We start from the raw sequence: 13,209 nt of genomic DNA, 5'->3' as shown, positions 1-13,209 counted from the left end.
AAGGCTCCGATTAGGGTTACATTAATTTTGAGATTCAATAAAACTTAAGACTTCTTCGACGTGTTCAGGCACCTTAACGCCACGCCACTCTTTAATGAGTTTGCCGTTTTCGTCGAAAATAAAAGTCGATCTTTCGATGCCGTGAACTTGTTTTCCATACATCATTTTTTGTTTCATAACACCAAACATATTGCAGATTTCTTCTTCTGGGTCAGCAATAAGTGGGAAATTTAATTCCTGTTTGTCTATAAATTTTTTATGAGAATTAATACTATCTCTGGAAATGCCCACGACCACAGCCTCCTGAGATTCAAACCTATCAAGTGCATCTCTAAAGTTTTGAGATTCAGTTGTACATCCAGGAGTGTTATCGCGAGGATAAAAATATAAAACTATAGTGCTTCCCTTGTAATCTGAAGGAAATTTGATTGTTTCTTCTACAAATTCATCATTTACTTTACGAACTATATTGGCTTTAAATGTTGGACATTTTTTATTAAGTTGTACTTCGGACATTTCATACTCCTTTTTCTAATATTAAACCTAAAGCAACTTTACGGCCCTCGGCCATAAGAACGTTATAGGTTCTAGCGGCTGCATCAGTGCTCATAAACTCAATACCAATACCAGCCCTAGTTAAAGGAGCAACTAAAGATGGATTTGGTAAATGTTGAGCCTTACCGGTTCCTATGATTATAAGTTCTGGGGGATTTGAATAATTGCTTGGCTTGTCGCTTAAAAAATCAATAGCAGAATTTTGAGACTTCTGAAGCATACCTACGAGTTCAATTTGGGCTAAATCTATATCCTTATAGGTGGCAATGTCCCAGCTTTTCACCGAACTCTCAGGCGTAAAGTAAATGGAATGAAAATATCTCTCTTTATTTATCTCGATGTATTCTTCATCGTAGGCTGTAACTGTGTTATGGGTAGAGGTATTTTGTAGATGTAACTTCACATTTACTCCGCAAACTTTGTTTATCATAAGACGAATATATTACAAGTTAATGATTAAAAAAAAGTAAAATTGTGAACACAAAAAATAATATATTTCAGATTTTACAGGTTAGAAATGAGTCATTTACAAGCTATAAGAGTAGGATTGCTTGGTTTTGGTGTGGTTGGTAGCGGCACATGGAATGTTCTGAGGAGAAATTCCAATGAGATTGCTAGAAGGGCCGGTAGACGGATAGAAATCGTGCGCATTGCCACCCGTACTATATCAAAAGCAACTAATGTAGTGGGTGACTCAGTTCCAGTTACATCTGATTTGGTGGAAGTTGTTCGTGATCCATCTATTGATATCGTAGTAGAGCTGATTGGCGGCACTAATCTAGCAAAGGATATCGTAATTGAGGCTTTAAAAAACGGCAAACATGTAGTGACGGCCAATAAAGCACTGCTTGCTCATCACGGAAATGAAATTTTCAAAATTGCTAGCGAAAATAAGGTTATGGTCGCATTTGAAGCGGCCGTGGCAGGCGGAATTCCGATTATTAAATCGGTACGCGAAGGTTTGACCGCAAATAGGATTCAAAGCGTGGCTGGCATTATCAACGGCACCAGTAATTTTATTCTCTCCGAGATGCGAGAAAAGGGTCTTGCATTCGAGGAGGTTTTAAAAGAGGCTCAAAGGCTAGGTTATGCAGAAGCTGACCCGACCTTTGATATTGAAGGGGTGGATGTGGCACATAAGCTTTCGATATTAGCTTCCATCGCATTTGGTGTGCCTATACAATTTGACCGCGTGTTCTCAGAGGGCATAACTAAAATTGAACAAGAGGATGTCGTTCAAGCGGAGAGATTAGGATATAGATTGAAATTACTGGGCATTGCCACCAGAAGGGAAAATGGTATAGAGCTTCGTGTGCATCCTACTCTAATACCAAACTCTAAAATGCTCGCAAATGTAAATGGTGCGATGAATGCCGTTATGGTCAGAGGTGATGCAGTGGGCGAGACGCTGTTTTATGGGCCTGGAGCGGGTTCTGAGCCTACGGCCTCTGCAGTTGTTGCGGATATTGTGGATGTGACTCGCTTACATACGGCCGATCCTGAGCATCGTGTGCCGCATCTTGCATTTCAGCCTGATGCTCTTGAGGATTTTAAGATCTTACCGATTGAGGAAGCTCAAACTGGATATTACTTGCGTATGACCGTGAAAGATCAAAAGGGTGTATTGGCTGATGTTTCTAGAATTTTTGCGGACCATGGAATTTCCATTAATTCGATGATTCAGGATAATAAGGGAAATAATTTAGCTAGCCTCGTATTTTTGATTCACCAAACTATTGAGGCTTCGATGCAAAGAGCCATACAGCAAATCGAGGCATTAGATTCGGTTCAAAATGCTGTTAAATTGATTCGCTTAGAAACACTGGAATAGGAAGACATTATGAAGTATATATCTACTCGAGGTGGTGCACAGCCAGCAGAATTTTGCGATATTTTGATAGAGGGGCTAGCTTCTGATGGTGGGCTTTATGTGCCTGAGAGTATTCCAAAAATAGATATAGCTACTTTAAATAGTTGGGTGGGATTATCGTATCCTGAGCTGGCTATGGAAATATTGCCACTTTATATAACGGATATTCCAAAAGAGGATTTATCCAAAATAGTAAATAACACTTACAATAAAAGTGTTTTTAATAGTGCAGATATCGTTCCACTTAAAAAATTCACCTATAAAGGAAAAGAGAATTTTTATCTTTTAGGCTTATCGGAAGGGCCTACCATTGCGTTTAAAGATTTACCAATGCAATTATTAGGGAATCTTTTTGAATATGTTCTTACTAAACGAAATACTCACGTCAATATTTTAGGCTCGACATCTGGAGACACTGGCTCTGCGGCTGAATATGCATTTAAAGGAAAAAAAGGCGTTCAAGTATTTATGCTATCTCCATATGGTCGCATGAGTGAATTTCAGAAATCTCAGATGTATACACTTGAGGATCCGAATATTAATAACCTATCTGTAAAAGGTGTTTTTGATGAATGCCAGGATATCGTAAAAACCATTAATGGTGATTTAGACTTTAAGAAAAAACACCATATCGCAGCAGTGAATTCAATTAATTTTGCCCGTATTGCAGCTCAGATTGTGTATTATTTCTGGGCTTGGTGTGCGAGTGCACCTAGAGATGGTGAAAAAACCAACTACCAAATTGATATAACTGTCCCAACAGGAAATTTCGGAAATATTCTTGCAGCACAAATCGCTAAGATGATGGGACTACCTCTAAGAAACCTAATCGTAGCTACTAACGAGAATAATGTTCTTGAGGATTTCTTTAAATCAGGTGTTTACAAGCCTCGCAGCCCAGAGCAGACATATTCGACTTCAAGTCCATCCATGGACATATCAAAAGCGTCTAATTTCGAGCGCTTTGTTTATTTTTTGCTCGATTGCAATCCGGAAAAATTAAATGAGTATTGGGCAAAACTTAGTTCTGATGGTAGTTTCGATTTATCCGAATATAAGGATGAGATCGCTTTGAGATATGCGTTTAAAGCAGGTATGAGTTCACATCAGGATCGCATTGCCACAATTAAGGGATTTTACGAGCAAACAGCTTATACGCTTGACCCACACACAGCAGATGGCGTTAAAGTGGCTTCTGAATTTATGGACACGGATACGCCTATGTTTGTTGCTGAAACTGCATTGGCTGCTAAATTTGGACCGACCATAGCGGAGGCTTTAGGTAAGCCTGCAGCGATTCCTGAGCGATTTGCTGACCTGCTCGATAAAAAGCGTCATGATATTGTGATGGATAATTCTGTCGATGCTGTGAAGGAGTATATCGCTTCACATGCGTAGCCATGTTTTGCTTGAAATCATAAGCATTTGAAGAGCAGAGAGGGCGATTTCATTTTTGAATGGATCGCCTTTTTTTATTTTCTTAAGCTTTGCACGCCCCATATGCCCTAAAGCTGTCATGCTCTTTATTTGGGTGGCAATGCTCCCGTCCATCTCCTTTAGCAATTCATTAGCTTCATTTAATTTTTTAGTTGCATCTTTTATGAGTTTTTCTTTAAGTGTGCCCTGCGTTGCTTCTTGTGTGGATTTTAGGAAATGATTTGCTGTCACTCCATGTTCACGTAGATAGTCCATGGGTACATATATGCGACCTTGTGATGCATCCAATCCCATTGAGGCTAGGGTATCGATATATTGTTTAGCTTCTCCTAATTTTTGTGCATACTTTATTGTGTTTGGTGTCGTAGGACCTAGCACTTGCGAGATTAGGCAAAACATAGAGCCGTTTTGCAATGTGAAGAATCGATTAAGGCTTTGAAAATCTAAATATCGATGATGTGTTAGGTCCATCTCTACGGACTCAATAATATTTAGGAAAAACTGTGGCTTTAAATCATATCTTCTTATGAGCGGCAATAGTGCTTGACTTAGGGGGTGATTATGATATTTATCTTCAGATGCATATAGTCTCCCTATTGCATCTTTCCACCAGGACAATTTCAGCCTAGCAACATTGCTTTCTGTTTGTGTGTAGAGTATGTTTTTAATATCGTTAAATACGGCGTAGATAGTTCGGATAGCATTCTTCTTTTCTTCTTCTACGTAAAGAAAAGCAAAGTGTTCCTCACTTGGATATTTGTACGTCTTCTCGTTTATTACTTGTTCTTGCGGGGTTAGACTAGGGTTTTCAGCCATTTTTAGCGATTTTCGTAGATATATAATTATTCGATTTAGAAATAATATTAAAGGATTAAATCTTGTCACGTCCAATTAAAGCCATTTTACACACTAATAATATGGCTCATAATTTACAAATCATTACTTCAAGTGTAAAAGCTCATCCTGAAAATCAAAATAAGACTATTAATCGTTTAGCTGTTATTAAGGCTAATGCTTATGGGCATGGATTGGCCGCCGCCATGGAAGGATTTAAGGATGCGGATGGTTTTGGAATGATCGATCTTGAGGATGCGGCAGTTCTTAGAAAAAATGGTGTGACCCAAGATATCCTTTTGCTTGAAGGATTTTTTCATAAATCAGATATCGAGACTATGTTGAATTTAAGTGTTTCAACTGCCATTCATAGTCCCTATCAAATAAATTTTTTAAAGGAAGAGTTGCCTAGATTAATTTCCCGCGGTTTTAAACCTGTGAATCTTTTTATTAAATTTAATACGGGCATGAATCGATTAGGTTTTAAACCTTCTGAGGCTCAAAAGGTTTATGAGCAGCTTGCTGAATTTAAATCGACTGGGCTTATAAAATCTATTGGTTCAATGATGCATTTCGCCAATGCGGATACAGATAATCGTGATGCCGAAGTGTTTCGAATCGAAGAGGAGTTCGTTAAAAATTGTATGAATTTAGGGGGGCATGAGGTTCCAGTAAGTTTATGCAATTCTGCTGCCTGTGTTAGATATCCTAGATTCGCAGGCATTGCCACAGAAAACTGGATTCGTCCTGGGTCAGTTTTGTATGGAAGTCAATATTTTCCAAATTTAAACGAGCAAAATGTGGTCCATAATTTCAAACCAGCCATGTCTTTAGTTGCTGAAATTATCGCTATACAAAATTTAAAAGCAGGGGATTCTGTGGGGTATGGTTCTAAATTTACAGCCACAAAAGACTGTCGTATTGCGGTTGTTGCATGTGGCTATGCAGATGGGTATCCAAGAAGTGCCACTAATGAGACTGAAGTTGGAGTGCTTGGAAAGCGTGCTAAATTAGCTGGAAGAGTTTCAATGGATATGATTGCTATCGATATTTCGCATATTCCTGAGGCAAATATCGGTACTCCTGTGGTATTGTGGGGTGAGGGAGGTCCAAATATCGATGAGGCAGCTCAGATGTGTGGAAGAATAAGCTATGAGCTTATATGTGGAATTACTCCGCGGGTTCCGAAGGTTCTAGATAATGGCCAAAGCTAAGACGCAGTACGTTTGCCAGGAATGTGGTGGAACTAGTATCAGATGGCAGGGGCAGTGTCCGCATTGCCAAACTTGGAATTCTATGGTTGAGTTTAAAGAAACTCCTGTTACAAGTTCATCAAACAGATTTACGCATTTAGCTGCTCAGGGCACAGGCTCAATTATCCAAAATCTATCTGAAGTTGCAACTTCGGAAATAACTAGATTTAGCACAGGAATTTCAGAATTTGATCGCGTTCTTGGAGGTGGATTAGTCCCTGGGGGTGTTGTGCTTTTAGGCGGTGACCCTGGAATTGGTAAATCCACTTTACTTATTCAAGCAATTGCAAATCTATCTTCAAATCAAAATGTTTTATATGTAAGCGGTGAGGAGTCTGCTGAACAGGTTGCTATGCGTGCTCATAGGCTCGAATTACCAACAGAAAGAATTTCTCTTTTGCCTGAAATTCAATTAGAAAAAATTCTCTCATCAATTAATTCTTTTAAACCTTCGGTACTTGTTATTGATTCGATACAAACTATTTTTTCAGCTGAATTAAATTCGGCTCCAGGTTCTGTTTCACAGGTTCGTGAGTGTGCAGCTCAACTTACAAGAGTAGCCAAACAGGCTGGTATTGCGATGGTTTTAATTGGTCATGTAACTAAGGATGGTACTCTTGCGGGACCACGAGTGCTTGAGCATATAGTCGATTGCGTTTTGTATTTTGAAGGTGAGTCGGATTCAACGCATAGATTAATTCGTGCATTTAAAAACCGCTTTGGTGCAGTAAATGAGCTTGGTGTTTTCGCAATGACGGACAGAGGGCTCAGAGGCATTGCCAACCCATCGGCTATTTTTTTATCTCAACATTCATTTGATGTTACGGGCTCATGTGTAATGGTTACGCAGGAAGGCACACGTCCTTTACTCGTTGAGATTCAATCTCTAGTAAATAATGCACATATTCCAAATCCTAGAAGATTGACCATAGGCTTAGATAGCAATCGCATTGCCATGTTATTAGCGATTTTGTCACGTCATGCGAATATCCCAACATATGACCAAGATGTCTTTGTAAATGTTGTGGGTGGGGTTCGTATCAAGGAGACGGCTTCGGACCTTGCTGTTGTGCTAGCAATCATATCGTCGATGCGAAACAAGCCATTGCCAGTGGGGCTAGTGGCTTTTGGAGAAGTAGGTCTAGGTGGAGAAATTCGCCCTTCTCCAAGGGGCCAGGAGCGACTTAGGGAAGCGGCCAAACTAGGGTTTAAGATGGCCCTTGTTCCTAAGCATAATGAACCTAAAAAAGAAATTAAGGGTATCAAAGTGTATCCAATGTCACGCCTATCAGAAGTTTTAGAATTTATTCGTTAGGCAAAATTTCTACCCCCCAATCCTCTCAAGATTATGTAGGCATGCATATTAGAAAGGGATTCGCATTTGTGGTAAAAAAGTCTAAAAAGGGCAATTAATTGTAAAAAAGGGTAATGAATTTATCTAATTGCCTTATTATTATGATTCTTTTAACAATCACTATTTTGGAGGGGTCACCCAATGAAAAAGAATTTCCTTGGCAAAATAGCGGTAACAGCGGCACTAGTTGTGGGTGCACTTGCACCAGTCGCTGCGCAAAATAAAGTCGTAAACGTATATAACTGGGCTGAGTATTTAGCAGACGATACTCTACCAGGTTTTGAGCGAACAACAGGTATTAAAGTTAGATATGATACCTTCGATACAAACGATATTGTTCAAGCTAAGCTTTTAGCAGGCAATTCAGGATACGACGTTGTTACTCCTTCAACTCACTATGCCGCTCGTTATATTGAGGGCAAGTTTTTACAACCTTTAGATAAATCTAAAATTCCTAATTTCAAACATTTAGATCCTGAAATTATGGCTGTTGTGGCACAGGTTGACCCAGGTAATAATTATTTGATTCCATGGGGATTTGGTACAAATGGTCTTGGTTATAACATTAATAAAGTTAAAGCTATTTTTGGAGATGATGTTGATTTTGCTAACTGGGATATGTTGTTTAAACCTGAAAATGCAGCGAAACTTAAAGAGTGCGGTATTTCACTTCTAGATGAGCCTGCACAGGTATTGCCAGCAGTACTTCACTATATCGGAAAAGATCCTAACTCAAGTAACGAGAAAGATATTCGTGAAGCATTCGAAGTACTGAAAAAAATCCGTCCATATATTCGTCAATTTAGTTCATCTGGATTTATCAATGAGCTAGCTGCGGGTGATTTATGCATGGTTTATGGATTTAACGGTGATGTAATGATTGCTGCGGATCGTGCAAAAGAGGCGAAAAAATCTTTCGAAGTAAATTACTTTATACCTAAAGGCGGTGCACCTGTTTGGTTTGACACTATGGCTATTCCTGCAGATGCGAAAAACGTAGATGAAGCTCATGCTTTTATCAACTATATCGAAACTCCTGAAGTGCACGCAGCGATTACTAATAAGATGTTCTATCCGAACGCTAATGCAACTGCAAGACAATTCATCAAGAAAGAAATTGCAGAAAACAAACAACTTTATCCTGACGAAGAAGTTAACAAAACTTTATTCGTAATCAAACCACAACCGCTTAAGATTTTGCGTCTTGAGACTAGATTGTGGGCTGATCTTAAAGCTGGTAAATAAGCGTTTAGATAGAGGAATATCATATGGAAGAGGGGCGTGTTGTACCCGTTGATCAGGATGAGTTTGTAAAACTCGTTGATGTAGTAAAAATTTTCGGTGAGACAGTTGCGGTTAATTCAGTTAATCTTTCTATAAAGCGTCATGAGATATTTGCACTTCTCGGAAGTTCGGGAAGCGGTAAATCAACGATTCTTAGGATGCTTGCTGGATTTGAGCAGCCTACTTCTGGTCAAATTTATGTTGATGGTGTGGATATATCGAATGTTCCACCTTACAAACGTCCCGTTAATATGATGTTCCAATCATATGCATTATTTCCACATATGACGGTTGAGCAAAATGTTGCCTTTGGTCTTAAGCAAGAAGGTATCGCAAAAAGCGAAATTCATGATAGAGTTTTTGAGGTTCTTGATTTAGTTCAAATGGCTAGTTTTGCTCGCCGCAAACCTGCTCAATTATCTGGCGGTCAGCAACAGCGCGTAGCTTTAGCTAGAAGTCTTGTTAAAAGGCCAAAATTGCTCCTTCTTGATGAGCCTATGTCGGCCCTAGATAAGAAAATCCGTGAAAAAACGCAAATCGAATTAGTTAAAATTCTTGAGGAAGTGGGTGTGACTTGTATTATGGTTACACATGATCAAGAGGAAGCTATGACTATGGCTCATAGAATTGCAGTTATGACTGACGGCGATATCGTGCAGTCAGGAACTCCTCATGATGTTTATACTTTCCCGAACTCACAGTTTGTTGCAGGCTTTATCGGTTCAACAAATATATTTACTGGAACCATTGTTGTAGATGAACCAGACCACGTAGTTATCGAATCTGAGGATTTGATGAAACCTATGTATGTAAGCCATGGTATTTCTGAGCCACTTGGTATGGAAGTTTATGTTTCTGTGCGTCCAGAAAATATTCGCATTTTGGTCGATCATCCCGAAGATGAAGTTAATGTCGGTCACGGCATAGTAAATCACGTTGCGTGGATGGGGTCATATATGCGATACCAAATACGACTTGATACAGGAAAAATCATTGACGTTAATATGTCTAATTCACGTATTGGTACTGAGGAGCCTCCTGGCATAGACGATGAAGTGTATGTTACATGGGGACCTGATAGTGGTACGGTATTGCCATCATGAAAAAGAAAAATAAACTTTCTTTGAACAAACCTAAAAAGGACTATATCGCAATAATTCCTCCTTTTGCTTGGTTGGTTTTATTCTTACTGGTGCCTTTTTTTATAGTTCTAAAAATCTCATTTTCAGAGTCACTATTTGGTCAGCCTCCGTATTCACCTTTGATTCAATTTCAAGATTGGATTTTGAATTTAACTCTTCATTTTGAGAGCTACGTAACTATCTTTACAGACAGTCTATTTATTAGAGCTTATTTGAGTTCATTAAAGATGGCTGCAATCACCACGATTCTTTGTGTGTTGATTGGATATCCAATGGCTTATTACATTGCTCGCTCTAAGGAGAGTGTAAGAAATATACTAATGTTGCTAGTGATTTTGCCGTTTTGGACATCATTGCTTCTTCGTGTATATGCATGGATTGGTATTTTGCGAAATGAAGGTTTGTTAAATAATTTCTTGCTTTGGTTAGGTATTATAGATAGTCCTCTTGAAATTTATCGTACTGATATTGCGGTGTATATCGGGCTTGTTTATACGTATCTGCCATTCTTTATATTGCCACTTTATACCAATCTACTAAAGCTTGATCAAACGCTCTTAGATGCGGCTTACGACCTTGGGGCTAAGCCATTTAGTGCATTTCTTAACGTGACATTGCCACTATCTATGCCAGGTGTTATCTCTGGGGCTATGCTTGTGTTTATCCCAACTGTAGGTGAATATGTAATTCCTGAGCTTTTAGGGGGTACTGACACATATATGATTGGTCGTGTGATGTGGGATCAGTATTTTACTGATGCAAACTGGCCAGCTGCTGCCGCTGTGGCTATAGTGATGATTTTGATTCTATTAATTCCGCTAGTAATTTACCAAATGAACCAGACAAAACTATTTAAGGAGAATAATTAATGTTTCCTTATAGATTATTTAAATGGCTGGCTTTGGGTGTTGGGTTTGCTTTTTTATATATTCCAATCATAAGCTTAATTGCATATTCATTTAATGATTCTGCATTGACATCTTCATGGGTTGGATTTTCCTTACGTTGGTATAAAGATTTATTTCAAGATGAAGCACTACTGAGAGCAGCTTGGCTTTCTATAAAAATTGCAGTTTTATCAGCAACTATGGCTACGTTAATTGGGACATGGGCTGGATATGTTTTGGTGCGAAAAGGGCCATTTAAGGGATTTGCCTTATTTATCGGTATGTTAAACCTACCACTTGTTATTCCAGATGTGATTTTGGGTATTTCAGTACTACTAATGGTTATTGAATTACGAACTATAACTGGATTTCCCGAGGCAAATGGGGTTTTTACGATTTGGCTTGGACACGTGACTTTATGTATTGCATATGTGGCTGTAGTTGTATCTACTCGTGTTAGAGAATTGGATACTTCTATTGAATATGCGGCACTAGATTTGGGTGCTACACCACTTAAAGTATTCTTCTCCATTACTCTTCCGATGATTGCACCAGCTGTTGTGTCTGCTTGGCTTTTGGCTTTCACATTATCTCTTGATGATGTGGTTATTGCTTCATTTTTAAATGGACCTGGATATACAACTTTACCAATTGAAATTTTCTCTAGAGTAAGGCTTGGTGTGAAACCAGAGGTTAATGCTTTGGCTACGATATTAGTTGTTGGAATAGGTGCTCTAGTTATAATTGCAAATAGAATTCAAGTTAAAAAATCTCGGATTACGGAGTAGTTTGTAATGTCCAAGACTCAAGACGAACTTAAACGTGAAGTTGCAGCTGCAGCTGTAGATCATGTTCTTAAGATGGTCAGCCCTCAAGATACTGTTGGTGTAGGTACAGGTTCCACCGCAAATTTGTTTATAGAGCTTTTAGCACCTCATAAAGATAAGTTTCGCGATACGGTTGCTAGCTCTGTAAGAAGCGAAGAATTACTGAAGAAATTCGGTATTCCTGTAGTCGACTTAAATATGCGTGAAACAATTAAGGTGTATGTTGATGGGGCTGATGAAATTAATCCCAACCTTCATCTAATAAAAGGCGGAGGTGGTGCTTTGTTGCGTGAAAAAATTGTAGCATCGGCATCAGAGTATTTCATTTGCATTGCTGATGAGTCTAAACTAGTAGATAAATTGGGTGCTTTTAAGCTTCCAATTGAAGTAATTCCGATGGCTATAGCTGTGGTTTCACGTAAACTAGCAAGCCTAGGAGGTGAAGCTCATTTGCGTGAAGGTTTTATAACTGATAATGGGAATCTTATCCTTGATGTATCAGGATTTTCAGTCTCTGATGCAAGAGAGCTTGAGACCACCATTAATCAGATTCCCGGGGTAGTCTGTTGCGGTTTCTTTGCACTAAGACCACCAGAATTGGCACTTGTTTCTAGTCAAAAAGGTGTCCAAACTTTAAAACTTAATAAGTGACTTAGGAGTTAAAAATGACTGAGCATACTCTCAAAAAATTTGACCAAGATATCGAATCAATTCGTTCTGGAATTATTCGTATGGGCGGGATTGTTGAATCAATGGTTAAGGATGCATTAGTTGCTATTGATTCAGGTGACGGCGAAACTATTGAGCGTGTTTTGCAATCAGAAAAAGAAGTAAATTCACTTGAAAAACAACTCGATAAACAAATCGCAGAAAGCATTGCCATCCATCAACCCACAGCAATTGACCTTCGCTTTATGGTTTCAAATCTTAAAATGATTACTGATTTGGAACGTGCAGGAGACGAAAGTGAAAAAATCGTTAAGATAGCACGTAAATTGCATGAATCAGGTGTACGTTATGAACCTCTAGTTGATATGCGTCATATGGGTATCTTAGTTCTTCAAATGATAGATAACGTATTTGAAGCTTATTCACGTCGTGATGTAGTTAAGGCGGCAGAGGTTGTACGTTCAGACAAAATGGTGGACAAAGAGTGGAAAAATATGCTTCGCACTCTAAGTAGTTTTCTTATTGAGGATCCACGTCGTACAACTGAATTCATCGATCATATTTTCATAGCTCGTTCAATTGAGCGTATTGGCGATCATATGAAAAATATAGCTGAGAGAATTATCTACTTAGTTCATGGCGAAGATGTACGTCACGAAGGCGTTAAATATGCTGAGCAAATAGCTAAGGGTGATTCCGAGGAAGAGTAATTGTTTAAGTATTTGCTCTTGCATATAGGGCTCATAATTCTAATAGCAATTGTGAGCCTCTTTTATATTTATCCACTTTAAATTCTAGGTGCGACATAACCTTGTGCTTCTATGTCCGCATCTTCAAATAAATAACTCTCCATTTGAGCTTGCAAGTATTTACGAGCACGTGCATCTGCAAGATTCAGTCTGTTTTCGTTAACTAATCGTGTTTGAACATCCATCCAAGATTTCCATGCATCCTGAGAAATTTCTTTATAAATTCTTTTTCCGAGTTCGCCTGGGTATGGTGGATAATCTAAACCAGGTAGTTCCTGTTTCAATTTCACGCAATAAACGGTTCTGCTCATACTGAAACCTCTATAATCTTTTATTAAAACAAACATT

At 38.7% G+C, this 13,209-nt stretch carries 14 protein-coding genes; 10 read left to right on the top strand and 4 right to left on the bottom strand.

The annotated features are described in order from the left end of the window. Positions 1-21: 21 nt before the first annotated feature. Positions 22-516 carry a peroxiredoxin gene (locus T432_RS0103550; protein WP_028884210.1) on the bottom strand — a complete coding sequence of 165 codons (495 nt, stop codon included), beginning with the start codon at positions 514-516 and terminating at the stop codon, positions 22-24. Between the two features lies 1 nt (position 517). Further along, complete coding sequence (locus T432_RS0103545) at positions 518-958, bottom strand: Mth938-like domain-containing protein (protein WP_028884209.1); 441 nt, start codon at positions 956-958, stop codon at positions 518-520. A gap of 114 nt (positions 959-1,072) precedes the next feature. Here T432_RS0103545 and T432_RS0103540 point away from each other — a divergent pair, with 114 nt between their 5' ends. Both T432_RS0103540 and thrC read left to right on the top strand, forming a co-directional pair. Then, a complete protein-coding gene (locus T432_RS0103540) occupies positions 1,073-2,386 on the top strand; it encodes a homoserine dehydrogenase (protein WP_028884208.1) in 1,314 nt (437 codons plus the stop codon). Between the two features lie 9 nt (positions 2,387-2,395). Next, positions 2,396-3,823, top strand: a complete 1,428-nt coding sequence (gene thrC / locus T432_RS0103535; protein ID WP_028884207.1) for a threonine synthase — start codon at positions 2,396-2,398, stop codon at positions 3,821-3,823. On the opposite strand, the gene T432_RS0103530 is transcribed toward thrC, so the two are convergent. After that, a complete protein-coding gene (locus T432_RS0103530; RefSeq protein ID WP_028884206.1) occupies positions 3,812-4,678 on the bottom strand; it encodes a phytoene/squalene synthase family protein in 867 nt (288 codons plus the stop codon). The genes thrC and T432_RS0103530 overlap by 12 nt on opposite strands. 62 nt (positions 4,679-4,740) lie before the next feature. Here T432_RS0103530 and alr point away from each other — a divergent pair, with 62 nt between their 5' ends. The 8 genes from alr to phoU all read left to right on the top strand — a co-directional run bounded on the left by alr (position 4,741) and on the right by phoU (position 12,822). Next, entirely contained in the window at positions 4,741-5,910 is a 1,170-nt protein-coding gene (gene alr, locus T432_RS0103525; RefSeq protein WP_028884205.1) for an alanine racemase, read from the top strand. Further along, on the top strand, positions 5,897-7,264 hold the full coding sequence (radA, locus tag T432_RS0103520) for a DNA repair protein RadA (RefSeq protein ID WP_028884204.1): 1,368 nt from the start codon (positions 5,897-5,899) through the stop codon (positions 7,262-7,264). Before alr ends, radA begins: the two co-directional genes overlap by 14 nt. 180 nt (positions 7,265-7,444) lie before the next feature. Next, positions 7,445-8,548 (top strand): polyamine ABC transporter substrate-binding protein, encoded by a 1,104-nt coding sequence (locus tag T432_RS0103515; RefSeq protein ID WP_028884203.1) that lies wholly within the window; start codon positions 7,445-7,447, stop codon positions 8,546-8,548. A gap of 23 nt (positions 8,549-8,571) precedes the next feature. Continuing rightward, positions 8,572-9,690 (top strand): ABC transporter ATP-binding protein, encoded by a 1,119-nt coding sequence (locus T432_RS0103510; protein ID WP_028884202.1) that lies wholly within the window; start codon positions 8,572-8,574, stop codon positions 9,688-9,690. Beyond that, on the top strand, positions 9,687-10,598 hold the full coding sequence (locus tag T432_RS0103505; RefSeq protein ID WP_028884201.1) for an ABC transporter permease subunit: 912 nt from the start codon (positions 9,687-9,689) through the stop codon (positions 10,596-10,598). The genes T432_RS0103510 and T432_RS0103505 overlap by 4 nt, the downstream gene beginning before the upstream one ends. Continuing rightward, positions 10,598-11,404 (top strand): ABC transporter permease subunit, encoded by an 807-nt coding sequence (locus T432_RS0103500; RefSeq protein WP_015551819.1) that lies wholly within the window; start codon positions 10,598-10,600, stop codon positions 11,402-11,404. The genes T432_RS0103505 and T432_RS0103500 overlap by 1 nt, the downstream gene beginning before the upstream one ends. A 6-nt stretch (positions 11,405-11,410) precedes the next feature. Further along, entirely contained in the window at positions 11,411-12,094 is a 684-nt protein-coding gene (gene rpiA, locus T432_RS0103495; RefSeq protein ID WP_028884200.1) for a ribose-5-phosphate isomerase RpiA, read from the top strand. A gap of 14 nt (positions 12,095-12,108) precedes the next feature. Beyond that, positions 12,109-12,822: a phosphate signaling complex protein PhoU gene (phoU, locus tag T432_RS0103490; RefSeq protein WP_028884199.1), complete on the top strand. Its 714-nt coding sequence runs from the start codon at positions 12,109-12,111 to the stop codon at positions 12,820-12,822. Between the two features lie 77 nt (positions 12,823-12,899). On the opposite strand, the gene T432_RS0103485 is transcribed toward phoU, so the two are convergent. After that, positions 12,900-13,172: an oxidative damage protection protein gene (locus T432_RS0103485; protein ID WP_014111616.1), complete on the bottom strand. Its 273-nt coding sequence runs from the start codon at positions 13,170-13,172 to the stop codon at positions 12,900-12,902. Positions 13,173-13,209 lie beyond the last annotated feature (37 nt).

Source organism: Taylorella asinigenitalis ATCC 700933, from assembly GCF_000687755.1.
Lineage (GTDB): Bacteria > Pseudomonadota > Gammaproteobacteria > Burkholderiales > Burkholderiaceae_B > Taylorella > Taylorella asinigenitalis.
This window is presented reverse-complemented; position numbering and strand designations above follow the sequence as displayed.